This is a genomic window from Hahella ganghwensis DSM 17046 (genome assembly GCF_000376785.1).
Classification (GTDB): domain Bacteria; phylum Pseudomonadota; class Gammaproteobacteria; order Pseudomonadales; family Oleiphilaceae; genus Hahella; species Hahella ganghwensis.
In genome coordinates this window covers 26,967-52,498 of the sequence record NZ_AQXX01000139.1, presented here as the reverse complement: position 1 = coordinate 52,498, position 25,532 = coordinate 26,967, and the positions used below count along the sequence as shown (strand labels likewise).

Here is a 25,532-nt window from a genome sequence, read left to right as displayed (position 1 = left end):
TATAAAAAATAATAACACCCGTTAGATATCCAATGAGGAGAGGCACTATATGAAAAAAGTGGTGATTGCCGCAGCCACCCGGACCCCTATCGGGGCATTCGGTGGCGCATTATCAGGCGTAAGTGCGGAAACGCTGGGCAGTATTGTGATCAAACGTCTGCTGGAACAAACCGGTATCCAACCATCACAGGTAGACGAAGTACTTATGGGTCAGGTTCTGACCGCCGGCAGCGGACAGAACCCTGCCAGACAGGCCGCCATCAAGGCAGGACTGCCCAATGGTGTTCCCGCCATGACCATTAACAAAGTCTGTGGCTCAGGACTGAAAGCGATTCATCTGGCTGCACAGGCCATCGCCCTTGGTGATGCGGATATTGTCATTGCCGGTGGACAGGAAAATATGAGCCAGGCCCCACACGTTCTGCCGAAATCCCGTAACGGACAGCGTATGGGCAATTGGGAACTGGTAGACACTATGATCAAGGACGGATTGTGGGATGCATTCAACGACTACCACATGGGAATAACCGCGGAAAATATCGTCGACAAATACGATATCAGCCGGGAGGAACAAGATGCTTTTGCTGCAGCTTCCCAACAGAAAGCGGAAGCCGCCCAGGCCGCCGGAAGGTTTACTGACGAAATAACAGTAGTGAGTGTTCCCCAGCGTAAAGGTGATCCGCTCGTGGTGGATCAGGACGAAAACCCGCGCCACGGCACCACTGCGGAGTCTCTGGGCAAACTGCGGCCAGCCTTTAAAAAGGACGGATCTGTCACCGCTGGCAACGCTTCAGCCTTAAATGATGGTGCTGCGGCCGTCATTCTGTGTAGCGAAGAGAAAGCCAAAGAGCTCGGACTGACCCCGCTGGCGACCATTGCAGCCTACGCCAATGCCGGAGTCGATCCCTCTATTATGGGCACTGGTCCAGTGCCAGCCACCCGTCGCTGTCTGGAGAAAGCCGGCTGGAACGTCGATGACCTGGATCTGATTGAGGCCAATGAAGCCTTTGCCGCCCAATCGATCGCCGTCAACCGAGATCTGGGCTGGGACACCGGCAAAGTCAATGTTAACGGCGGTGCAATTGCACTGGGTCACCCCATCGGGGCCTCAGGTTGCCGCGTTCTGGTTACCCTTCTGCATGAAATGATCAAACAGGAAGCCCGCAAAGGGCTGGCAACCCTGTGTATCGGCGGAGGCATGGGAGTTGCATTGGCTATAGAGCGTTAAATCTATCCGGTCCCGGCCTTTGGTCCGGGACTTTTCCTGACGTATTTTTTCTCCCTTTTTCAGCCTCCCCATATATTGCGCAAACCTTTCATTCATCTATTTCATGTCATTATCACCCGCTTGGTTAGATAGTCCGTATAACCTGTAGCAGTTTGTACAAAGTATCCCAGGGAGACTATGCTTTTTTTGGGAGGAGAAATGTCATGCAGGACGTCAAGGACGTTCAACTGCTGCGCTTTAGCCTCGATAAGCAAAGCTACGCAATTGAACTGGACTGTATCAGGAAGGTACTACGGACTGTTGCCATCAGCCCTTTTCCTCAGGCACCCAGTGTCATCTGCGGCATGATCAACGTACATGGCTTGATCCTGCCGGTTGTGGACCTGCGTCCAAAATTCGGCCTGCCCGCCCGATCACCTCAAATGGAAGATCGTCTGATCTGGGCGAACGCCAATGGTCTGGATCTGGCGTTGGTGGTGGATCAGGTCTCTGATGTCATCAGCATTCCCTTTACTACCCCAGTAGATTCCAGCGCCTTGATCTCGTCACCTTCTCTCCTGAAGGGGATTGTCCCTTTACCCGATGGAGTATTGCTGATACACGACCTCAAGGCCCTTCTGGATCAGGAAGAACAAAAGGAGCTTGCAGATGCCATGTCGGACGACTGACACTTCCATCAATGAAGCAGAGCTGTCTGTTGATGAACTGTTTCGTGTCCAGTGCAGAATTGAGACCTTATTGGGCCTGCATTTTCCCCGGGAAAGATGGCAGGATCTTACCCGCCATTTACAGTCAGCCACATCCGATGCAGGTATGGAGAGCTGCCGGGAGTTCGTTCGGGAACTGCTTAAGGCACCACCCAATCCGAGAATACTTCAGCGTCTGTCCCGTGAGCTCACCATCGGTGAAACCTACTTCAAGCGAGACCCTCAATTCTGGAAACACTTCAGTCTGCATGTTCTCCAGCCTCTTATTCGACAACGACGGGAACAGGGAAAGCAAAGTCTACGTTTCTGGAGTGCCGGCTGCAGCAGCGGTGAAGAAGCCTATACTCTCGCAATTCTGTTGCATCAACACATCCCCGACCCGGAGGCATGGGAGATCAGGATAGAAGCGACAGACCTGGACGGCCATTTCCTCAATCTGGCCCGGGAAGGCGTCTATCGCCCCTGGTCATTCAGACAAACCAGTCAGCAATGGAAACAAAACTATTTCGAACCGGCAGGAGGTCATCATCTGTGGAAAATCAAAACGACCTTCACCCGATGGGTCAGATTCAGCCAAATCAATCTGATCACGTTTGCGGATACTCCATATCTTTACTCAAATTTTTCTGCCGGACCGGCGTTCGATGCCATACTTTGCCGAAATGTCCTGATGTATTTCAGCCCCCAACAGGCTGCCAAAACATTACGCTCTATGCGTCAGAGGCTTTCCCCCCGGGGAATATTGGTTCTGTCCGCTGTTGAAAGCCTTATTGCTCAAAGATCAGGATTCACAACAGAAAATTGGCCAGGTTCCGTAGTTGTCAGAGATCAGTTGCCAGAACCAACAGAACTTCCCTCAATCCCCATTCAGGCTTCAGAAAAGACTACGTCGTCCATCACAAAACCATGCGAGCCATCTGTATCGACTCACAAAGTCTCCGAGGCTCCATCCGCGCTTCATCAAATCGAAACGGCAAAAGCTCTGTATTCCAGGCAGTCCTATCAAGAGTCCCTGGACATTGCGATGAATATTTACAGAAATCCATCCGGCCTGATCCAGCAAACCGAATGCGCAATTCTGATCACGCGTTGCTACGCCAACCTGAAACAGTGGGATGAGGCGGAAAGATGGGCCAGGTCAATAACCCGTATAAATCGTCTGGAGCCAATGGCTTACTGGCTACTGGCCATCATAGATTTGGACCGTGAACAGCTGCCAGAAGCACTCAAATGGCTGGACGATCTGTTGTACCTGCAACCTGATTTTATACTGGGGCACTATTTTGGCGGTCTGATAAATGCACGACTGCAAAGGAGCTCTGCCGCCAGAAGACACCTCCGCAATTGCCGGAATTACCTCGATCAGCTCTCCCCGGACACACAGTTACCCGAAGGAGATGGCCTGACCGCTGACGACTTGCTTCACCTGATCAACCAGACTCTGAAGGATCTGCCCACATGAAGATCTCCGAATCAATGGACTGGGATGCTCTTAAACGACAGCTTGAACAAAACGAGGCGGCGTTGGCTAAGCAGTTCGCGCCTTCAGACCAGGCTGTACAACAACGCTTGTTGGAAAGAGCAAAAGCACTGGCAAGATCGTCTCCCGTTCATCAGGAACAGAGCTCCACAGACTGGCTGCTGTTTTCTGTCGCGGATGAAGTATATGCGATTAACCCTGTTTACGTGGTCAGTGTCATCCCCATAAAACATATTACCCAGATTCCCTGTACACCAACTTATGTGCTTGGCGTTGTCGGATTCAGGGGACGGATGATTTCAGTTATCGATCTACGGATTTTGTTTGATCTTCCGGTAAAAGGACTGACTGACCGAAACAGCCTGGTCATATTGTCTTCCGGTCAGATGGAGTTTGGTCTGCTGACCGATCAGGTCAGAGGGGTAGAGGCATTGGACGACAGTAAGATATATCCTCCTCCGGCCAATATCACGAGTAACCAGGCAGATTACCTGCACGGAATCACGTTGTCCCAATATGCCGTTCTCGATGCGGTCAAACTTCTGACAGATACGCGTCTGATCGTAAACACCCCTGTTTAAGGAGAGCAATATGAAACGGCATCAGAACTTGCAAACGTCTCATAAGATCAGAATTACCCCCTGTCAGATAATAGCTGTTCGGAACAATTACAGAAGGACCTGATATCAGCGATGACAAGCTCTCAGGATGCTCTTCGTAAACGTTTGCTTTTGGCTTTCAGTGCCGAAGCCAAAGAGCGGCTTGCCAGCCTGGCGGATAAGCTTGCCATGGCTCAGCTCCCGCTCGACCATACACTTATCGAAGAGGTATACCGTGAAGTCCACAGCCTGAAAGGCGCTTCCAGGGCTGTTTCCCTGGGTAATGTAGAAAAGCTTTGTCAATCCTGGGAAAACCTTTTGGGATCGTTCAAATCCGGAAAATGGGAAATCACCCAACAACACCTGGAACTTTGCCGCCAGGCAGAAACGCTACTCCGTCAGTTAGTAAAGCAAGTGGACCAGCCTCCTCCCTCTATACTCGACAGATTTTGCTCCGAGCTGGAATCTGGCCAGTTACCGTCCATACAGGCTTCGCTCCACACTCCTGTCGAGGCACCTGCCAGTGACAAACTGATGGAAGCCGGCCTTCCCTCTTCGTCACCAACACAGGATCAACCGTTACCCTCTTCTGACGCCATAAATGGAATCGAGCGTCGTCTAAAGGTCAATGCCGCCAGTCTGGACACGCTGTTGTTTTACATTGAAGACCTTCAGCAGGCCAAGCTGGATGCCGCCCAGAATCGACTTCAGCTTGAAGAGGCCGCCAATGGTTTTGCCAACTGGCGCAGACATCGTCATGAAGTCGCTGTCGCGTCCCGCCAGATCAAGCAACGCCAGGAACGGCATGAATACCCCATCAGTCCAGAGCAACAAGTATTACTGGACTTCAGCGATTGGGTCATAGACTACCTGGGGCAGTGGGAATACCGCCTGAACATACTGGCCCAAAATACTGTGCAATTGACCAAAGACATCAGTATGACCAGCGACGCCTTGCAACAGGAAATGCAGAATGTCCTGCTTCTGCCCTGCAACGTGCTGGTTGAGGGAATCCCGGTGATGGTCAATGAAATCGCCCGGCATGCCGGGAAGAAAATCAGCCTGGTTGTGAAAGGGGATTCCCTGACCGTTGATAAACGCATTCTCGATGAACTGAAAAGTCCACTGCAACATCTGGTTCGCAATGCGATAGATCATGGAGTGGAGTCTCCTTCAGTCAGACAGCAGGCAGGAAAACCTGAAACCGGCATTCTGACCATTGAATTCCTGCAGGAACAGGCAGCGAGCTTTGTCCTGAAAGTCCGTGATGATGGCCGTGGACTGGATTTAGAAAAAATCAAAGTCAAAGCCGTGAAGCAACATCTCATAGAAGAAACAGAAGCGGCAACTCTGCCAGAACGGGAAATCCAACAGCTGATATTTGCCTCCGGACTGTCAACCAGTGCCATGATTACAGATATCTCGGGACGGGGGCTCGGGCTGGCCATCGTCAGGGAAAAAGTGGAGCAAATAGGTGGCCATATTGAAATGGGCAGTCCTCCTGAAGGCGGCACTGAATTCAGCTTGCAGTTACCAGTCAGTATGGCAACTTTTCGTGCGCTGCTGGTCAGAGCCAGTGAATCTCTGGTAGCCATTCCTGCGCAAGCAGTCATACGAGCCCATCGCTTTACTCTTGAATCCATCAAAACCATAGAAAATCACATGACCGTTTCCGTTGATGGCTCGGTACTGCCTTTCTGGCGACTCGCCGAAGTCTTGCAACTGGAAGAAGATATCGAGCATCAGCTCGATACATCAAACACCAGACTAAAAGCCGTGCAAATGTTTGCGGCTGGCGAGTCATTCTGTCTGCAGGTTGATGAGATCATCGGTGATCAGGAGATGATCGTTAAACCTCTGGGGCCCCAGCTCGTGAGGGTTCCAAATGTTTTAGGAGCCACCCAACTCGGTGATGGAACCATCGTACCTGTACTTAATCCTCAGGACTTGTATCGAAGTGCCTGCGAAACCGGGCCCTCACAATTTACGGTCAAGTCCAGCGTCACCACGGAACAACGCCATAAAATCCTGGTCGCTGAAGACTCCATTACCTCACGGGGATTGATGAAGACTATTCTGGAGAACGCCGGGTATGAGGTCAGAACGGCCAACGACGGTATGGAGGCCTGGACCCAGTTAAGACAAAACGAGTTCGACCTGCTGGTCTCTGACATAGAGATGCCCCATATGGATGGATTTACCCTGACGGAAAAAGTCCGACGCTACCGATCACTGTCCGGTCTCCCTGTGGTCCTGGTGACAGCTCTGCAAAGCCCGGAAGACCAGGAGCGGGGCCTTGAGGCGGGCGCTAATGCATACATTTTAAAAAGCAGTTTTGATCAGGTAAATCTACTCACAACCATCAGGCAGTTGCTATAACTCCTGCGGGAAAGCCATGGCAGGCATTAGGGGAAGCATAAGGAGAGGAATCAGGTAAGGCTTATGAAAGTACTCATCGTCGACGATTCACCAGTGGTCCGCGAGCTGTTACGACATATTATTGAAAATGCCGGGATGACTGTCGCCGGAGAAGCCGAAAACGGGAAACAGGCATTCGAACAGGCAATAGAACTGAAGCCCGATGTCATCACGATGGACATTGATATGCCCCAAATGGATGGTTGTGAAGCTTCTCGCCTGATCATGGAAAATCAACCCATCCCGATTGTCGTGGTCACGGCTACCTATAGTTATCAAGACACAGCACTCGCCATGCAGATACTGGAGACCGGGGCCATTACTGTGTTGCAGAAGCCTCAAGGGCCCGGACATCCCGAGTTCGAGAAAGATGCCGCCGCGCTTGTCAGTACAATCCGCGTGATCAGCGACATCAAACTGGTACGCAGAAAACCGCGGCATGGAAAGAGCAACCATATCGCCGGCTACATTACCAAAAGTCGTCCAGAAATCATTGTGATTGGAGCTTCCACTGGAGGTCCTGTGGCATTGAAGGAATTTCTGACAAAGCTGACGATCAATATTCCCGTGCCCATTCTGGTGGTTCAGCATATTTCCCAGGGTTTCCTGTCCAGTTTTTGCGAATGGTTATCCAGAAACACTGGTTTTCCTGTTCATATAGGAGAATATGGTCAGTTGACTGAGCCGGGACATGTCTATCTCGCCCCGGATAACTGCCATATGGAAATCAGAGCAGACAAACGAATTCAGTTGAGCAATGTTTCGCCGGTCAAACACAACCGTCCCTCCATCGGCCATCTATTTGAAAGTGTCGCAGAGCACTTTGGACAACGGGCAGTCGCCGTCCTTCTCTCGGGTATGGGTGATGACGGCGCCCGGGAAACGCTGCACCTGCATTCGATGGGAGCCATGACACTTGCCCAGGACGAGGCGACGGTTGTGGTCAACGGTATTCCCGGTGAAGCCGTGCGAATCGGAGCGGTCAATCAAACAGCCCCTCCCTGGAAGCTGGCTGAAATCATTAACGCAGTGTTCAATAACGGATAACGGTAGGGAAGAGTTATGTTGACAAATACCCAGATCCTGATTGTTGAGGATAGCCTGACCCAGGCACTGCAATTACAAACATTGCTGGAAGAGCATGGCGCCAGTGTATTGGTTGCCGCCAATGGAGTCGAAGCTCTGGAGCGTCTTAAAGATTACCATCCGACACTGATTATCAGCGATATCATGATGCCGGAGATGGACGGCTATACCCTCTGTAAACATCTGAAGAGTCACCCGGACACTGATTCGATTCCCGTCATATTGGTCACCACGCTGACAGATCCCCAGGACGTCATTCAGGGCCTTGTTTGTGGTGCAGACAATTTCATCCGCAAACCATATGACGAAGAATACCTCCTGTCACGCATCCAGTATTTCCTGGCGAATATCCGCCACCGGGAATATGACCGTGTCAAATTGGGTATGGAAGTCATCCTGAACGGTAAACGCCATTTTATTACTTCCGCCCGACAACAGGTTCTGGACTTACTGATATCCACCTATGAGGAAGGGATACGTCTCAACAAGGAGTTGAAAAACAAGCATCAACAACTGACGCAATCCAACACGCTTATCAACAGCCTGTTCCATTTCACAGCAGACCTGAGTGCCGCCACTAATGAACAGGAGATCATTGAGCGGGCCTTGATTCAGGTAACCGAATTTCCAAACGCCCATAGTGCCTGGCTGCTCATGCCTGATCCTATCGATTGGGAAAAGCCATGGCAGGCAACTGGCAGTATCGGTGAACACGCAACCCCCGACAGACTTGCCCATTGCCAACCCGATTGCCCCTGCCTTCATGCAGCCATAAATGACCAGTTATCCGATGCCATCAATATCGAGGGCTGCCCTGTACTGGCGGATATCTCTGAATGCCGTGCTCATGCCACAATTCCTCTCAAGCTGGGAGGAGAGATTATTGCCTTACTTATTGTTGCCAATGAAAACGGAGAGCCCTGGAGCCAGGAAAGTCTCAAGCCTCTGACTTCTATCGGACAGCAGTTCTCAGTGGCACTTGGTCGAGCCAGGCTTTATGACAGCCTTGAGTCACTGGTAGAGCAAAGAACCTCAGCGTTAGTCGCCGAGATAGAAGAAAAGGAATACGCACAGAATGCACTGGCAAGAAGTGAGGCTCTGCTTAGAAAAATTCTTGAAACATTGCCAGTCGGTGTATGCGTTGCCGAAACCTCCGGCAATGTATTACTTCATAATAATGAAATGGAGCGGCTCTGGGAACAAGAGGAAATAAAGAACACTGATGCATTTAATGCAAGGCAATGCTGGTGGGAACACACTGGAAAAATAGTGGAAGAAGATGAGTGGCCTTTGTCGGAAGCATTAACGGACGGACACCCTTCCCTGAATAAAGTCATCAGTATTCATCCAATGTCCGAGCATGAACGAACCCTATTGGTTTCTGCCGTCCCCCTGATGGATGGCAACCACCAACAATCCGGCGCCATTGGCGTTTTCCAGGACATTACCAGTCAACGCCAGGCAGAAAGAGAACTTATCCTTAGAAATCAAGCGATTGAAGCCAGCGTCAATGCTGTGGTCATTACAGATTACAATCAGAAAGACAATCCGATCGTTTATGTTAATCCGGCTTTCGAACGTATTACCGGATACACCAAAGAAGAGGTACTGGGCACAAACTGTCGTTTCCTGCAGAAAGATGACCGCAACCAGATCGGAATTGCCAGTATCAAGCGGGCCGTCAGCTCCGGAGAACCCGGTTCTGCGCTGTTACGCAACTATCACAAAGATGGCACTTTATTCTGGAATGAGTTACAGGTTGCCCCGGTCAAAGATGCTGCCGGAAAAATCAATCACTTCGTCGGTGTCCTGAATGATGTGACGGAGACCAAGCGTTATCAGGAGCAGCTGGAATACAAGTCCAACTATGATGAAGTCACAGGGCTCCCCAACCGGAACCTGTTGATGGATAGAATCCAGCGGGCAATTGCCAGCTCAGCCCGGCATAAAACCAGCTTTGCCCTTGCGGTTATCGACCTGGACAATTTCAAACTCGTCAACGACACACTGGGACACGATGTTGGGGACCGACTACTTAAGAATATCGTCAGCATTTTCAAGTCCTGCGTAAGGGACGTCGATACCCTGGCGCGAATGGGTGGCGATGAGTTCGTACTCCTCCTGAATGAAGAGTGTCATCTGGATACCATTACCAATATTCTCCAACGCATACTGCTAAGGGTGGCACAGCCACAACTGCTTGACGGCAAGGAACATGTGATCACCACCAGTATCGGCTTTTGCATGTATCCCGCCGACGGCCAGGATGCCACAGCCCTTCTGAAGAATGCCGATACAGCCATGTACCAGGCCAAACACCGGGGAAAAAACCGAATCTGCAGCTTCACCAAAGATATGAACACCAGTATCCAGAAACGCATGTCACTGGAGCGCTATCTCAGGCAGGGTATCGAACAGGATGAGTTACAACTGTACTACCAACCCCAACTGAATCCTGCAAGTCGACGCACCGCAGGGCTGGAAGCTTTGGTGCGTTGGCGCAGAAACGAAAAAATTATCTCACCGCTGGATTTTATACCGATTGCCGAGGAGACCGGCCTGATTCTTCAGATAGACGCCTGGGTCATACGCCAGGCCTGCTTGCAGGCAATCAGTTGGCGCAAACAGAATCTTCCTCCGGTCACTATATCAATCAACCTGTCTTCACGGCAATTTCAGGACGTCAACTGCGTGCCACTGATTAGGCGCGTTATAGAAGAAACAGAAATGGATACTCGTCTGCTGAAAATCGAAATTACTGAAAGTATGGTCATGGCAGATGTTGAACAGGCGATTAAAACCATGCGTCAGATCAAGGATATGGGAATCCGATTGTCTATGGACGACTTCGGTACTGGCTATTCCTCACTCGGGTACCTGAAACGCTTTCCTTTTGATCAGATCAAGATTGATAAAAGTTTTGTCGATCAGATTACAACCAACCCTCAGAGCGCAGCCATTGTCAGGGCCATTGTGGCATTGAGCAAAACTCTGGGCATGCAGATTGTGGCCGAGGGAGTGGAAACTCTGGAGCAATACAACTTTCTGGTGCGAACAGGCTGCGATCTGATACAGGGCTATTTCTACTCCCCTCCACTTCCTGTCGACGCCTGTAAGCATTTTGTGCTGGAGGACCAACCTTGGGGCAGCAGCGAAGAGAGTATTCTCGCGCAACCGGAATCACGCACATTGCTGGTGGTGGATGATGACATCAATATATTGAGGTCCATCAAACGTGAATTGCGCTATGAAGCATGCCACATATTGACCGCCTTGTCTCCCAGCGAGGCCTTCGGCATCATGGCCGGTCACCAGGTCAAAGTGGTCATTGCCGACCAGCGTATGAAGGAGATGAACGGAACCGAGTTTCTGCGCCGGGTGAAAGAAATTTACCCCGAAGTGGTGAGAATCGTTCTGAGCGGATATACAGACATCAACACTGTGCTAGCGGCCATCAACGAGGGTTCCATATTCCGGTTTATCTCAAAACCCTGGGAACCGGAACACTTACGTGAAAATATCAAGCAGGCGTTCCGCGAGTATGATCTGGTGAGGGAGAACCACCAATTGCGTCAACAGGTGGCTCAGCTAACAGGAAACAATGGCAACTGATCATCCGACAGGCAATGCGCTTCCTGTTAGTAGTTAGGATACGCCAGTTGACGCGAGTGCATATTCCTTGTGGGTCTATTATTGGTCAGACATGTGCAACTCAGGTCTGACATGCGTAGTCAGGATGGAGAGTCCTCTTCATCCAGCAGGTCAATACTGCCATCGTCGTTCCACTCGACCTGTGTGATCCCCGGAGACTCCCGCTCCAGTCGCTGGAGTTCTTCCAACTGTTTGCGAAGTGTGATTTCCTGATCCCGGACAAGAGTCGCCAGGCGACGGTTCTCCTTCTCCAGCTCATTAAACTTCAGCGCATTCTCCAACGTCATAATCAGTTCACTGTCAGTCCAGGGTTTGGAAATAAAGCGATATACCTCAGCCTGATTGATAGCTCCCATTACTCCTGCCAGATCCGCCTGGCCACTCAACAGAATTCTCAACGCATCTGACACGATGGTCTTAAGCAGGTTCAATAGTTCTACGCCGTTCATATCCGGCAGACGATAATCCGATATGATGATATCCACCTCGGCGAATCTCAGCTCCGCTAATGCGGTCTGGGGGTCCTCAAACGTCAATACCTCCCAGCCCTGCTTGCGCAATAAACGCCGAAGAGAATTCAGGATATTCTCTTCATCATCAATGATTGCAATCGTCACCATACTCAGGCTCCAGAAGTATTCTTACGGATATACACATTTATTCTTCGCTGCTCGGATTTTTCCAGAAGAATGATCTTTTCAATAATGTTGGTCGTCAGTTTATAACCTCGGGCGAACAACAGAATGCCGTTGCTGTTGACCAGATCCCGGGAAAGCGTCATTCCCGGTTCCAGGGCATTCGACGACAACAGCCGCTCATAGGGTAAAATCCTGTCCGGAGAATATTCCGCCACCAACGGCTGTAGACATTTCACCACCGCCGGATCATATTTTTTGCCTGCTGCCGCCAGGATATAATCAAAAGCGGCGTCCTTATCCAGAGGCTGGGTCTTCATCAGACCGCTCTGTAATCCGATAAAATCCCTGACGACACGTATAATACGAGCTCCCAGTGGTATTTCTTCTTCCTTGAGCTTATTGGGAAAACCGGATCCATCCAGGTACTCGGCATGACAGCGAATCAAATGTGCTGTGGGCTCCAGCTCATCAATGGCCATCAATGCCATTTCACCCAGCACCGGATAACGGACATATTCGGGTATATCCTTCCGATTCAGTTTTGCTTCCGCACGACTGAGAATTTCATCCGACAGACTAAGCTTACCAAGTTCATGCAGTAGCCCCGCATAATAGATATGCTTCACATCCACTTCGGGAAGCTCCATTGCCTGCGCAATCGAGCGGGACAGATCGGCAACACTCTGTGCATGCCCCCTGATCATTCCCCGACTGGTAACAAAAGTGGAGAATACCCGGACAAATGCGTCATAGCTGTCTTTCAATTGCTGGTAGGAAAGTTCCAGCATATCAGCGGTCTGTCGCAATTCTTCAGTGCGCGCTTCCACCATCTGCTCAAGATTCTTATTGAACTCCTGCAGTTCCTGATTCTGCTCTTTGGTGACCTGTAAAAGGTGCTTTTTTTCCCGCTCCAGTCGACGGATGCGAAGACCTTCTTCGAGTATTTCCAGTAGTTCATCGCCGTCCCAGGGCTTGCTGATATAACGGTATATCCCCCCTTCATTCAGCGCTGTGATGGTGGCAGATATATCCGAGTGCCCGGTCAATAACATGCGTACCGTCTGTGGCCATCTCTTTCGGACAGTGGCCAGAAACTGCGCACCGTCCATTCCCGGCATCCGCATATCGGATACCACCAGATCAATGCGTTGCTGTTCCAGAATACTCAGCCCTTCATCGCCGCTGGCGGCAAAGTGACAGCGGAAGTTTTGCTTTCTGAGTAGACGCTGCAGAGAACTCAGAATTCCTGGTTCATCATCCACAAACAGAACTTGCTCCATATCATCCGCGGCATCAGACAATACGGTCGTTTCCGGCTCCAGATGATTTGAAGGTGACGAAGTCTGGTGCATGACCCTAACCTTTTTTTGGCTGCACAATTGGCAGGTAAACCATGAAAGTACTTCCTTTTCCTGGTTGACTGTCGACCTCAATACGCCCGTGATGCTTGTTCACTATCCCATAGGATAACGCCAGCCCCAGACCTGTTCCCTGTCCTACCGGCTTGGTAGTGAAGAACGGATCAAAAAGTTTTTCCAGGTTGTCCTGGGAAATTCCCTGACCATTGTCCTCTACCGCCATACAAACGAAATCCCCCTCCTGAGAGGTCCGTATGACAATTTGGCCTTCTTTTTCGATGGCATGACCAGCATTTACCAGCAGATTCAAAATCACCTGACCAATCTGGGATTCCACCATTTCAATTTCCGGTATATCGCCATACTCCTTCACGACGACAACCCGGTGCTTCAGTTCGTTATGCACAATATTCAGAGTCTGATCAATATTCCGGTGCAAATCGGCAATGGTGTATTCCCCCGTATCCGGGCGCGAAAAGTCTTTAAGAGACTGAATAATCTGCCTGACCCGGTGAATACCATCTTTGGATTCTGCGATCAGATCACGCACATCATCGCGGATATAATCCGCTTCATATCGTTCTTCCAGTTCACTAATATGAGCCTGCAGATGTTCAGATTTATCTCCATCGTTCTTCACGCTTGTTTTTATGTCATCCAGCAAACTGAACATGGAATCAATGTACTCAGATAATGTCGAAATGTTAGAGCTGACGTATCCGACCGGATTATTGATTTCATGGGCAACCCCCGCCGCAAGCTGACCGATGGAAGCCAGCTTTTCAGACTGTACCAGTTTAGAAGTGGTATCCTTGAGCTTCTGGATCAGCTTTTCCTGTTCTTTGCGCTCTGCATCCAGCTCCCGGTGCCGACTCTCCAATCGGCGCAACAGAATATTTTTTTCAAGGCCATAGAAAACCTGAGTGATCAACTGCGATATCAAAATCTCATCCAGTTGGCTGTAACCCGGCTCTTTCTCCGTTTTCAGAACATATATAACGCAGCTAGACTGCTTGGAATCCCCATTGACCGGATACACCATCAGGTGCCGCACAGGATTACCGCCAGGGGATACCAGATCCATATCAAGATCATTGAAACGACAGACTTCCCTGGGGGTCATTACCCGATCATGACCCAACTTTTCCGCGACCGCCTCAACACAATCCTGATGGGTCTTGCGATACAACCAGTAGTCTGTAGTCTGTAGTCTGTTTTCGGTAGCCAAGTCCTCGCCAACGGCATCTTCCCGCCTGACACTGATGCGAATCGCCGAGGCTGTAGACTGGGTCACCAGTTCCGCTCGAATCAGCAACTCAAGATAAAACTCATCATTGTCTTCATAGACCCGCTTGATCCATTCCTGGGCTTCGGCCCAAATTGCCTGAAACCGGATGTGCTGTTGCATATCCAGTATGTGGCTCTGCAAGTCGCGACTGGACCACACCATACCAATCGCCACCAGAGCGAACGTCAGACGATCACGAAGTTCCCGGTCAAAATCAAATCCCTCACCACCAAACAGAAGAATGGTACTAAAGGCCCGGTCACCAAGATCAATTTTGGATGACCAACCACAGGAAGGTGCATTATTGTGAGCATATTCGAAACACTGCCATTCCCCCTCTACGGCTTTTTTTGCCAATGAGACTACATCCTCCTCTGGCAGATCTACTGTCTCGCAGGCACTCCCTGGCACCCTCAACAATCTGTCGCCCCTGGGTTCCGACCAGAACCAATAGAGATTGAACTGGGAGTGATCGTGCAATAACTCATCCAAAAAAGCTTCGATATTGATATCGCCGCCTTTCAGGTATTTGGCAAAGGTTGCAAGCAACATACTCCGGTACCGATTCAGCGTTTCGCTTTATTTCATAGTTTTACTTGCTACTGGAGAAAAACTCGCCAGCCAGTTCCTGGTATAGCTGCTGGGCCTCAATCAACAGGTTGGGAAGCTCCACCAGATCAATACCACAGGATTCAAACTCACATTTCTCCACCCTGTAAATGCGGACACCGTCGACTAATTGCCGGGAAATCCCTGTCGTCAACACATCGGCAAAGGCGACGATTGCAGCCTCAATGCTGGCCGCCGGAGAACCGGAAATATTTTCCACAATTTCTTTCGGGAAAGACCAGATATCCAGTACCACACCTGTCAGTTCGTGATGATCTTTTCCCATCGACGCCTTTTCGACTTCCAACAGGTTACGCTGTTCGGTGATAGCCACATCGGTACACTGCTGTAACTGATCGGCGTAGAAATAATCCATCAGCACCATGCCCAGGTTGTAGAACAGGCCTGAGGTAAAGCCCACCTGAAAATCGAGTTTCAGATGTTTGAATATCACCTGGGCAATTGACGCAGTCATGAGACCATGGTGCCAGAGGCGGTTGTAATCCAGCCGACTGCCCTCCTGAGGATCATTGAACCTGGCAAGCACCACCAGTGTGTATACCAGGTTCCGAATAGTGTTGGCCCCGAGAATGACACACGCCATTTCCACATCCTTTACTTCCCGGGGGAATCCATAAAAGGAACTGTTTGCCAGATGCAGCAACCTGGCAGAAAGAATTGGATCCAGTTTGACTTTCTGGGCAATCAATTTGAGGTCACTGACCCCGTCCTCCATCATCTGTATTACAGCTTCAATTTCCGGATTTGGTGAAGACAGTTCAGATAGTTTCGATTTAACTTCCTTCGCATCCCAACTCATAGGTTATTCACCTTCCATTATATTTCCCGGGTCGATGGTGGTTGCGCAATGCCCACAATGACAGTACCGGATATGTTGAAGTTTCCCGAAAAACGTTTCATCAGAACGCGATAATCCCGAGCCCCCATAAGAGTGACTATCTCTGAGATTCCATTGGTAATATCCTCCTCCATCAATCGATAGTATTCCTTGACGATCTCAATTGGCAGAGTTCCGTCAAGCGGCATACCAACCGCTTTAACGGGTTCCAGCAAACCATTGGCAACCGCATTTGCCTCAACCACGATTCCCTCATCGGACACTCCGAAAACAGCCAAAGGTATCTGATCAAGAATTTCCTGGGAAACTCTAAGAGATCTCATTTTCACCAACAATCGCCGGTGCTGTTCCTCGACTTTCTCTTCCAGGTTTTTATTGAGCTCCGCCAGTTGCAGATTCAGACGTTCGTTGCGAATTTTGAGTTGATAGATCGACATCGCCTCCCGAATATGTTCGAGAAGTTTGTCATCGTCCCAGGGTTTCAGTAGAAACTTGAAGATAGCCCCATCATTGATGGCATTAGTAATGCTTTCCAACTCAGTGTAACCACTCATAATGAGCCGGATTGTTCGCGGATACAGGGTCTTGACTTGCAAAAAGAGCTCGGAACCGGTCATACCGGGCATTCTCTGGTCCGAGAGAATGACAGACACCGGCGTTGTATTCAGCAACTCCAGAGCCTCAGTGCCGGAAGTGGCTGTAATAACCCGGTATTCCTCCCGCCGGAACAGGCGCTTAAGCGACCGAAGAATGTTCTCTTCATCGTCAACAATAAGCAAAGTTGATAAGTCAGTTTCTTCCACAATGAGATCCCTTTCTCCGTGTGGCAGTGACATTCGTAAACCTTGTTAGGGGTTCCCTGATTAATTCACCTTGAGACGCTTATCCATTTAACAAATCAATCAATCCCTTGCCTGTGTCTAAAGATAAAAAGCTGTTCTTACTTTAGTGTAGTTGGCCGCCGAATGACTGCAACAAAATTGATCAGATATCAGTCACATCCTTTAAATATGTGGCCAATAACTCAGACTGCTGTCCATTCACCACTTTACGCAGTTCGACTCTTGCCACATCAGGATTCACTCCCTTGCTTTCCAGGGCCATCACCAACTTCTCGAACCTCTCCCGAAGTTTTGCCGCGCTTTCAGACTGACTGCGACGGTCTCCACAAAATTCCATCAGTGACGATCCACAAACACAATTACGGAATAACTCCAGAATCACTTCACCGTCTTCTTCGGTCACCTCACGCAAACCGCTACCAGAAGTACCGCAGGGTGTGGTCTGACTCACGAACTCTTCCAGGGTCTCATAAACCCGGCCGCAACAAACACAGCGCTTGGGAAACGCGACCTCAGCCAGGCTCCTCAATCCAACCATCAGTGATTCGTCCGCTTGCGTACCAGCCCCCATATCCGTTCCTCCTTCAATCGTGGCTTCCTGATTTGTCCGTGAGCCCCGGAATAACCTTCATATTGTATAACGCCCGAAATCGGATACTGCAACCTAACTAACCGCACTCCTGGATATTTCAGGTACGTGGCGATGACATGGACCACACCCTATCAACGAATCCGTAACTCTTGTCTATACTAATTAGTCAGGACGATGTAGGGAGGACATCTATGACCATGCATATTGTTATTGCTGACGACTCATCACTTTCCAGGAAAATGGTCATGAAAGCTTTGCCGTCGACATTAAAGGATGTGGAGATCACTTTTGCCAGGAATGGCAAGGAAGCTTTGGACGCATACTATTCCGGCAAGGCTGATGTCATGTTTCTGGATCTCACCATGCCGGAAATGGACGGATACACGGTACTCAAGTCATTAAAGGAGATCGATGCCAATACCATCGTAATAGTGATCAGCGCGGACATTCAGCCCGAAGCCCAGCAGAGAGTCAAAGCCCTGGGTGCTGCCAGTTTCATCGGCAAACCTGTCACAACAGATATACTCCGCAAGCGAATCCATGAGATAGGTTTGCTATAAAGCATGTTTACTCGAGATCAGCTTAATGCACTGCAGGAGATCATCAATATCGCCATGGGCCAAGGCGCAGACCGGCTTGCTCGCCTGATCGAAACCTTTGTCGTGCTCTCGGTTCCCAAGCTCTACGCGGTAAAAAGCAGTGAAGATATCCATCAGGCGCATCAGAAAATGTCCGAACAGCCTGTCATTACCACCCGGCAATCGTTTATCGGACCATTCAGAGGCGAAGTTCTGGTGATTTTCGGCGTGAACGGAGCCAATGAACTCGCCGAACTGATGGGATATGTGGACAAAGGAGAAGAGCAGATCAAAGAAGAGCTGATTCTTGACCTGACCAACCTGCTGGTTGGTGCCTGTGTTTCAGGAATCTGTGAACAACTCAAGCTTGAGTCCTCGACTTTTTCTTCGCCCGGGCTGTTCTTTGAAGGGGGCTCACTGGATGCGTTCATGCAAGGGAAAGCCCTGAAGGATTCCAAAGCACTGCTGGTGGAAATCCAGTTCAGGATTGAATCTCATGCTTTTGCCTGTGAGCTCTTGATATGTATTTCCGATGCATCGATCAAGGCTGTTTCCGATGCCGTGGACAGACTGATCGATAGCGTTTGATCATTAGATGCAAAATAACAAGGATGAAACATGATTCCGGCACCCAACTTTTTCGAAGGCATCATCCAGCAACTCAATACCGGGATTGTAATCGTCGACCAGGTAGGTGACATCCAGTTCTGGAATCAGTTTATGAAGCTGAACAGTGGCCACGACCACGAGGACGTACTGGGAAGAAGCATCTACGATATTTTCCCGGAGATCCCGCAAAGCTGGTTTCAAAAGAAAATTGATACGGTATATACCCTTCAACACATGGCGTTCACTGACTGGAAGAAACGCCCGTATGTCTTTCGATTTCCAACCACCCGCCCCATTACAGGCGAGGTGGAATTCATGTATCAAAACTGCACTTTCAGTCCACTGATCAACGAACAACGCAAGGTGGCGGGAGTTCTGATCGTTTTTACGGACATTACAGAGGTTGCAGAGCAAACTCTGGCCATGGAACGCCTGACGAACAATCTAGAGAAGGAAAAGCAGGAGCAACAAAAACTGATCACCAAACTGGAAGAAGCCCAGAATCAGTTGCTTCAATCGGAAAAAATGGCGGCGATCGGTCAGTTGGCGGCTGGTGTGGCACACGAGATCAACAATCCCACAGGCTTTGTATACTCCAACATGGGCTCGCTCGGTTTGATGGTGGAAGATCTCATGGCCGTTATCGACGTTTATGAAGACCAGTTGTGCCGCAACAGTACCCCGGAAGCACAACAGACTATCAACCAAGCCAAGGAAAAATACGACTTTGATTACCTGAAAGAAGACCTGGTCAACCTGGTGAAGGAATCCAAAGACGGCATTGAGCGTATCAAACGCATTGTTGAGGACCTGAAAGGGTTCTCGCATGTCGGGGAGTCCGACTGGCAGATGGCGAGCATCCACAAGGGCCTGGAAAGCACGTTGAATGTGGTCTGGAATGAGATCAAATATAAAGCCGAAGTGGAGAAGCATTTTGGTGATCTCCCGGAGATTGAGTGTATTCCCTCGCAGATCAATCAGGTGTTCATGAATCTGGTGGTCAATGCGGCTCATTCTATTGAGAAAAAAGGCAAAATCGTCATTAGCACCGGACAAAAGGATCAACAGATTTTTATCTCCGTTGCCGACTCAGGATGCGGCATCTCCCAGGAGCACATGAACCGGATTTTTGAACCTTTCTTTACCACCAAGCCTGTCGGTAAAGGCACCGGATTGGGCTTATCCGTTTCCTATAACATTATCAAAAAGCATCATGGACACATCGAAGTGGACAGCAGACCCGGTGAAGGCACGACCTTTACGCTTTGGTTGCCGATACTACAACCAGTACAGGTGGAAGATTAGATTCCTCAGATGTCTTATCGCCCCTGCTGGCACAGCGTAGACAGGCAGATGGCAAAGCCACGTAGAAAGGCCAAAGAGGAAGACGATTATCATTGGTCACTTGAATAATCAGTCGTCATATCAGGCATCGCCTGATCCAGGAATATAAAAATGGCGAATATCAACATCAGTTATATTTTTCGATTCGAGGACGGTTCAGAGAATTCTTTCAGGCTCTGCCTTGATGACAGAACTGCCGAAATGCTGGACCCAAAACATCACGACGGACCTGAGTGGACCCGGCTTGAATATCATCAATGTTCCCATTGCCCACTAAACGGGGATCGGCATGAGTATTGCCCTGCCGCCCTGAGCCTAATTGATTGTGTCGCAGCCAGCAGCGACCTGATGTCTTTCGATCGGGTCAGCCTGGAGGTCAGAGTTGACAAAAAAGTCACGTCCATCGACACCACAGTGCAAAAAGGCCTCAGTTCCCTGATTGGACTTCTGCTCTCATCCAGCGGCTGCCCCTACCTGAAGTTTTTTAAACCCATGGGCCGGCAGCATCTTCCACTGGCCTCAGAAAAAGACACCATCTTCCGGGCTGTCGGCATGTACCTGCTTGCGCAATATTATCTTCAGGATTCAGGTAATCCGCCGGATCTTGCTCTCAAAGGGCTAAAAAACATCTATGAGAAACTGCAGGTGGTCAACCTTCACCTGGCCAATCGAGTCCGCGAAGCCTCGGAAACAGATTCTTCAGTCAATGCCGTCATTTTACTGGACCTTCTCAGTAAAGCTCTGCCCATGGTGATTGAGGACAAATTGGAAGACATCCATGGCTGGTTTGACATTTATCATTCCGAGCTGTTCACAGAAATTTTGAAGGAATAGCAGTTACAGGGGGTTTGGGAGCCCATTGCCCGAACATTCCCGCTTGCATCCCTTTGCCCAACCGCCAACAATAGGCAGTTGGCCGCTGCAGGTAACTAATACCAGGCTTTCTGGTTCGGTTTGATTCCTGAGCTTTGTTTGGAATCATTTCATTGGTTTCGACTCGCAAGTAGATTTATAGCTCGCAAGAATATTTCATTTTAGAGAGATAAGCAGTTTCGTCCCTATGTTGCATATTGTCCTGTTCCAACCTGAGATCCCCCCAAACACCGGCAATGTCATCCGGCTGTGTGCCAATTGCGGATTCCAGCTTCACCTGATTGAGCCTCTGGGTTTTATCTGGGACGACAAGCGACTGCAAAGAGCAGGCTTGGACTACCATGAATACGCAGCCGTGAAAAGACATCAAAGCTTCCCTGAGTTTTTGGCAGCAGAGGAACCCAATAGGATATTCGCGCTTTCCACCCGGGGTAAACGTCACTATCACGAGGTCGCATTTGAGGCTCACGATGCGTTGGTGTTTGGCCCGGAAACCCGAGGGTTGCCTCAAAACTTCCTTGACGACCTGGGGACGGAGCAGTGCCTCAGAATTCCCATGAAAGCGGCCAGCCGCAGCTTGAATTTATCCAATACGGTTGCTCTAGTCGCATATGAAGCCTGGCGTCAGCTCGGATTTGAAGGCGGCCTGTGAAGATGCGGCTTTCGCTGCAATACCAAAATCTCAACCGATCCTATGACCCAACCGCAAATCTGGAACCGGGTTTCGGGCGATGAGTGGTTTCTGGCGGAAACGGACCTTCAGGTGGCTGTGTTGGTTCAGAAGACGATGCTGTCTTATTGGACAATCGAGCTTCAGAAGATAGAAGCGTTTCCTGGCGAGCAGATATCGAGGCTTCATATAATTCGGATAAGTCAGACTGACTCGTTAATGGCCAGGAGTCCCTGAGGTCTTCTGTCTGCTCAGAATTAATAACCTCTCCACTCACGCTACTGTCCTGATGATCATCAGCCACCGGCTTAGCAGAGCCTGCAAAGAAATCACCGATATAATCACTCAACGCATTATCTGTCGAGCTGAAAGTCGCGACATTCGAATCAGCCTCCTTCCCGTCACCGGCATACGTAGTCTCAGGAGCGGAGCCGTCCAACTCAGAGCCATTAACCGGCGCAAACGTTTCAGCCGAAATATCTGCTGCAGAGAGAGTTTCAGGTTCATCAACCAGCCGCTCAGGAGCCACCTGAACTTTCGCATTATCGCCCGCGCTTTCCTTATCCTCTCCGCGCCCTTCATCTTCTCCTCGCTCTTCATCCTTTCCAGCCAGAACAGGGTCAGGATTATCCAGATTGCGCAGTGTGGCTTGCACCATATCCACCATGGCACCAACTTCCCTTTCCATGACCGGAATATCGAATATTGGGTCAGGCTCTGAAGTTGGCTCGGTTTTATTTGCTGAAGTAATGGGAATATCAGATATCTGAAAAAACTGCTGGCGGTGGTGTTTGTCTTCCAGTATGGATTGTTTGTAGGTGTTATGAAGGCGGTAAAAGAGAAAGGCGACCAGACAGAATGTCAGAGCTTCAAGCAGATGTATAAATAGAGACATCATAACGACTTCTAATCAGCAATCTGTAGATATGACAACCGAACGACCGGATAGACTCCGGTTCTCTGGTATCGATTACGCGTCCCTGGGTCTGTTGAAAAACTCCACGATAAGTTTTGAATCGGAATTGCGACGCTCAACGATCAAAACATTAACAAATGCCACGTTAATATAACCTTGAGAGATATGCAAATTTCGACATAGTCCAAAAGATATAACAGCCTCGAGACGAGGCTGTTATATCTTTCATATTAATGACAGGGCCTCAAAGCATCCCCAGTCCCCATCGAAGGATGGCGGCCGTCATCAATAAAGTGAGCAGACCGCCAGCATATAGCGCTCCTGCCGCGATCCATTCTGAGCTGATCTTATGATCAGAGCTTACGCCAGAGTCTGATTCCTTGGTTCGACGGGGCATCAGTATCCATCCTCCATGCGGGTCTTCCCTGCAAATACCCGGTAATTGTAGATGTTGTATCCAATGACAACCGGCAGCAGTACAACAATCCCAACCAATGCAAATATCAGCGTACTTTCCGGTGCCAAAGCCTGCCAGATCGTCAGTTGCCCTGGGACGATGTAGGGAAACATCCCTGCAACGAGGCCAATAAAAGACAACAGAAACAGAACCATTCCCAGACCCAGAGGATGGAGGTCGTTACCAGTCTCATCCCCCAGTCTCTGCCAGAGAGACCTGGTCACCCAGCCACACAGCAATGGCACCGGCGCTAAGATGAATATACCCGGAACGGTCAGCCAACGTTCTGCCACCTGCGCCTGGGTCAACAACATCCAGACACTGACAATCCCCAGGCAAGTCACGACACCGATCAAAAGCGCTCTCGCTATTGTCCTGCTTCGCCTGGCCATGCTTCCCTCGGTCTTTCGGACCAGCCAGCAGCTTCCCAACAGACCGTACCCCAACAACAGACTCAAGGCTGTCAGCAGCGAAAAAGGAGTCAGCCAATCAAGCCGTCCAACTTCAGCGCCGCCCTGTACCAGCGTGCCGAGAATCAGTCCCTGACTCAACGTTGCCAGAATCGAACCAAAGCTGAAACTGAAGTTCCACCACCAGCGACTGGTGTCGGATTTAAAATAAAACTCAAAGGCCACTCCACGGAAAATCAACGCTATCAGCATCAAAATAATCGGCAGATACAACTGAGACAGCACCAGGGAGTAGGCTTTGGGGAACGCCACAAAGAGAGTGACGCCACCAAATACCAGCCAGGTCTGATTGCTGTCCCACAAGTGAGACAGGCTTTTGACAGCTATTGCCTTGTCCTCATCCCGCTCCAGCCAGGGAGCCACAATCCCCACACCAAGAGAGAACCCATCGAGAAGGACATACATCAGTACGCCACAGGCAATCAGGAGCAGATAAACCAATGCCAGATCCATTTCTCAACCCTCCTGTTCCGGTTTGTGATAGGCAACATTTCCGGTCTCCACAAAGTGGCCGGTCTCTGAACCACTGCCCTTATCAGGACGCTGTTGACCTCGCCCACTCTAATCGGGATTCAGCGTCACCGGTAACAGGTCTTCAGGAGTGGACACATTGCCATCCTGACCGACGCTTTCTGCGGGTCCTTTTCGTATCAGCTTGCGCATGAAATACAGATAAGTGCCAAACAACAGGGTGTATACCACGACAAAGAGGGTTAGGCTTGTCGCTACCTGCTCAGCCGGAATGGGTGAGACCACATCCATTGTTCGCACCAGGCCCTGAACCAGCCATGGCTGTCGCCCGACCTCCACAACATACCAGCCGGCCAGTGTCGCGATAACCCCGGAAGGAATCATCGCCACAGCAAAACGCAGTAATATAGGATGGTCATACAGACGACCGCGTAACCTCGCATATACCCCAAACAGGCCCAATATCAGCATCAGGAATCCCAGCCCGACCATCACGCGAAATCCAAAAAACACTACGCCGACCGGTGGACGCTCATCTGCCGGAACAGCATCCAATCCCTGAATTTCTCCGTCAGCTTCGTGGGTCAGGATCAGGCTCGCCGCTTTCGGCAGAATAACTTCATAATGATTGGTGGCGTTTTCCTGATCCGGGATAGCAAACAGGCGCAGACCAACCCCGGAATGGGTCTCCCAGATTCCCTCCATCGCTGCCAGTTTTACCGGCTGATTTTCAAGGACATTCAAACCGTGCAGATCTCCCACCAGAATCTGAACCGGCGCCACCACCATCAATACCCACATGGCGAAGGACAGGCCGACTTTGGCGAATTCCCTGTGCTTACCCCGTAATAAGTAAAGAGCATGAACACCGGCAATCAGCAGCGATGAAGACAGCAGACTCGCAATCACCATGTGAAAATAGCGATAGGGAAAAGAAGGATTGAAAATGATGTCCATCCAGTTCTCAGGATGAAACTGGCCATCGACGATCGTATACCCTGCTGGGGTGTGCATCCAGGAGTTGGCCGCCAGTATCCAGAAAGCAGACAACAAAGTTCCAACAGCCACAATCAGCGTAGATGCAAAGTGAACCCTCGGGGATACCCGCTTCCACCCAAACAACATAATGCCCAGGAAGCCAGCTTCCAGAAAGAACGCCGTGAGCACTTCATAGGACAACAGAGGACTCAGTACCGGCCCGACAATTTCGGAGAACCGACTGAAGTTTGTACCGAACTCATAAGACAGAACCACTCCGGACACGACCCCCATTCCAAAGGTAATCGCAAATGGCTTTTGCCAGAACTTGGCCTGTTGTAGATAGACCTTACGTCCGGTCTTCAGCCACAATCCTTCCATGATCGCAAGGTAGACCGCCATTCCGATGGTAATGGTAGGAAAAATAATGTGATAACTGATGGTAAAGGCGAACTGAATCCTGGATAGTAGCGCGGCATCAAGCATTATCACCTCCCACATCCAGCTCCCCCGGCGCCTGGAATAACTTCGGCAACACACAAAGTGTTCCAGCAACCAATACAACAGCGGTGATTGCTAAAACTTCAGTTAACCATGCTCCCATGATGACTCCTCCCCAATTATGATTCACAGCATTCAGGACTTTGTCCCGATCATCTATGGAGTTAGGAGCAAGTTCAGTGCCATACATAAATCCCTTCGCTTCGCCTTGATTTAACGCAAATTTAATGAACAATCCAAGTTTACACCTGGGCATTAACGGCTTTAACCCTGTGAATCGTCCCCGACACAGTTTGGAAAAAATCTGGAA

General features: G+C 49.9%; 23 protein-coding genes. 12 read left to right on the top strand and 11 right to left on the bottom strand.

The annotated features are described in order from the left end of the window. Positions 1–49 precede the first annotated feature (49 nt). The 7 genes from F566_RS0126305 to F566_RS0126275 all read left to right on the top strand — a co-directional run bounded on the left by F566_RS0126305 (position 50) and on the right by F566_RS0126275 (position 11,130). The gene (locus F566_RS0126305; protein WP_020410032.1) at positions 50–1,228 is read left to right on the top strand and encodes an acetyl-CoA C-acetyltransferase; all 1,179 of its coding nucleotides are present in this window, start codon (positions 50–52) and stop codon (positions 1,226–1,228) included. Between the two features lie 203 nt (positions 1,229–1,431). Continuing rightward, positions 1,432–1,896, top strand: coding sequence for a chemotaxis protein CheW (locus F566_RS0126300; RefSeq protein WP_020410031.1), 465 nt, complete (start codon positions 1,432–1,434; stop codon positions 1,894–1,896). Next, on the top strand, positions 1,877–3,397 hold the full coding sequence (locus F566_RS0126295; protein ID WP_020410030.1) for a CheR family methyltransferase: 1,521 nt from the start codon (positions 1,877–1,879) through the stop codon (positions 3,395–3,397). Before F566_RS0126300 ends, F566_RS0126295 begins: the two co-directional genes overlap by 20 nt. Next, positions 3,394–3,996: a chemotaxis protein CheW gene (locus F566_RS0126290; RefSeq protein ID WP_020410029.1), complete on the top strand. Its 603-nt coding sequence runs from the start codon at positions 3,394–3,396 to the stop codon at positions 3,994–3,996. The genes F566_RS0126295 and F566_RS0126290 overlap by 4 nt, the downstream gene beginning before the upstream one ends. Positions 3,997–4,107: 111 nt before the next feature. Then, positions 4,108–6,393: a hybrid sensor histidine kinase/response regulator gene (locus F566_RS0126285; RefSeq protein WP_020410028.1), complete on the top strand. Its 2,286-nt coding sequence runs from the start codon at positions 4,108–4,110 to the stop codon at positions 6,391–6,393. Positions 6,394–6,456: 63 nt separating this feature from the next. After that, complete coding sequence (gene cheB / locus F566_RS0126280; protein WP_020410027.1) at positions 6,457–7,479, top strand: chemotaxis-specific protein-glutamate methyltransferase CheB; 1,023 nt, start codon at positions 6,457–6,459, stop codon at positions 7,477–7,479. A 15-nt stretch (positions 7,480–7,494) separates the two neighbouring features. Next, positions 7,495–11,130 carry an EAL domain-containing protein gene (locus tag F566_RS0126275; RefSeq protein WP_020410026.1) on the top strand — a complete coding sequence of 1,212 codons (3,636 nt, stop codon included), beginning with the start codon at positions 7,495–7,497 and terminating at the stop codon, positions 11,128–11,130. Positions 11,131–11,249: 119 nt separating this feature from the next. Here the strand turns inward: F566_RS0126275 and F566_RS0126270 are convergent, their stop codons facing one another. From F566_RS0126270 to F566_RS0126245, 6 genes are all read right to left on the bottom strand, one after another. Then, positions 11,250–11,789: a response regulator gene (locus F566_RS0126270; RefSeq protein ID WP_020410025.1), complete on the bottom strand. Its 540-nt coding sequence runs from the start codon at positions 11,787–11,789 to the stop codon at positions 11,250–11,252. Between the two features lie 2 nt (positions 11,790–11,791). Further along, positions 11,792–13,159 (bottom strand): response regulator c-di-GMP phosphodiesterase, NosR family, encoded by a 1,368-nt coding sequence (gene nosR / locus F566_RS0126265; RefSeq protein WP_020410024.1) that lies wholly within the window; start codon positions 13,157–13,159, stop codon positions 11,792–11,794. A gap of 4 nt (positions 13,160–13,163) precedes the next feature. Then, on the bottom strand, positions 13,164–15,005 hold the full coding sequence (locus F566_RS35850) for an ATP-binding protein (RefSeq protein ID WP_020410023.1): 1,842 nt from the start codon (positions 15,003–15,005) through the stop codon (positions 13,164–13,166). 40 nt (positions 15,006–15,045) lie between these two features. Next, positions 15,046–15,882, bottom strand: a complete 837-nt coding sequence (locus tag F566_RS0126255; RefSeq protein WP_020410022.1) for an HDOD domain-containing protein — start codon at positions 15,880–15,882, stop codon at positions 15,046–15,048. Between the two features lie 17 nt (positions 15,883–15,899). Beyond that, positions 15,900–16,757, bottom strand: coding sequence for a response regulator (locus F566_RS0126250; protein ID WP_020410021.1), 858 nt, complete (start codon positions 16,755–16,757; stop codon positions 15,900–15,902). A 148-nt stretch (positions 16,758–16,905) separates the two neighbouring features. Further along, positions 16,906–17,334 carry a hypothetical protein gene (locus tag F566_RS0126245; protein WP_020410020.1) on the bottom strand — a complete coding sequence of 143 codons (429 nt, stop codon included), beginning with the start codon at positions 17,332–17,334 and terminating at the stop codon, positions 16,906–16,908. Positions 17,335–17,546: 212 nt separating this feature from the next. On the opposite strand from F566_RS0126245, the gene F566_RS0126240 reads away from it, so the two are divergent. The 5 genes from F566_RS0126240 (at position 17,547) to trmL (ending at position 21,411) form a co-directional block, all read left to right on the top strand. Continuing rightward, entirely contained in the window at positions 17,547–17,915 is a 369-nt protein-coding gene (locus F566_RS0126240; RefSeq protein WP_020410019.1) for a response regulator, read from the top strand. Positions 17,916–17,918: 3 nt separating this feature from the next. Beyond that, entirely contained in the window at positions 17,919–18,521 is a 603-nt protein-coding gene (locus tag F566_RS0126235) for a hypothetical protein (protein ID WP_020410018.1), read from the top strand. Between the two features lie 30 nt (positions 18,522–18,551). After that, a complete protein-coding gene (locus F566_RS0126230) occupies positions 18,552–19,847 on the top strand; it encodes an ATP-binding protein (RefSeq protein ID WP_020410017.1) in 1,296 nt (431 codons plus the stop codon). 150 nt (positions 19,848–19,997) lie between these two features. After that, a complete protein-coding gene (locus F566_RS0126225) occupies positions 19,998–20,720 on the top strand; it encodes a DUF6901 family protein (protein WP_020410016.1) in 723 nt (240 codons plus the stop codon). Between the two features lie 226 nt (positions 20,721–20,946). After that, positions 20,947–21,411, top strand: a complete 465-nt coding sequence (gene trmL, locus F566_RS0126220) for a tRNA (uridine(34)/cytosine(34)/5-carboxymethylaminomethyluridine(34)-2'-O)-methyltransferase TrmL (protein WP_020410015.1) — start codon at positions 20,947–20,949, stop codon at positions 21,409–21,411. A gap of 40 nt (positions 21,412–21,451) precedes the next feature. Here trmL and F566_RS0126215 read toward each other — a convergent pair whose 3' ends face one another. The 5 genes from F566_RS0126215 to F566_RS0126195 all read right to left on the bottom strand — a co-directional run bounded on the left by F566_RS0126215 (position 21,452) and on the right by F566_RS0126195 (position 25,478). Then, positions 21,452–22,327 (bottom strand): hypothetical protein, encoded by an 876-nt coding sequence (locus tag F566_RS0126215; protein WP_020410014.1) that lies wholly within the window; start codon positions 22,325–22,327, stop codon positions 21,452–21,454. Positions 22,328–22,589: 262 nt separating this feature from the next. After that, a complete protein-coding gene (locus tag F566_RS37050; protein WP_020410013.1) occupies positions 22,590–22,742 on the bottom strand; it encodes a hypothetical protein in 153 nt (50 codons plus the stop codon). Further along, on the bottom strand, positions 22,742–23,725 hold the full coding sequence (locus F566_RS0126205; protein ID WP_020410012.1) for a cytochrome d ubiquinol oxidase subunit II: 984 nt from the start codon (positions 23,723–23,725) through the stop codon (positions 22,742–22,744). The genes F566_RS37050 and F566_RS0126205 overlap by 1 nt, the downstream gene beginning before the upstream one ends. Before the next feature lie 108 nt (positions 23,726–23,833). Then, positions 23,834–25,207: a cytochrome ubiquinol oxidase subunit I gene (locus F566_RS34180; protein WP_020410011.1), complete on the bottom strand. Its 1,374-nt coding sequence runs from the start codon at positions 25,205–25,207 to the stop codon at positions 23,834–23,836. Further along, a complete protein-coding gene (locus tag F566_RS0126195) occupies positions 25,200–25,478 on the bottom strand; it encodes a hypothetical protein (protein ID WP_157497108.1) in 279 nt (92 codons plus the stop codon). The genes F566_RS34180 and F566_RS0126195 overlap by 8 nt, the downstream gene beginning before the upstream one ends. Positions 25,479–25,532 lie beyond the last annotated feature (54 nt).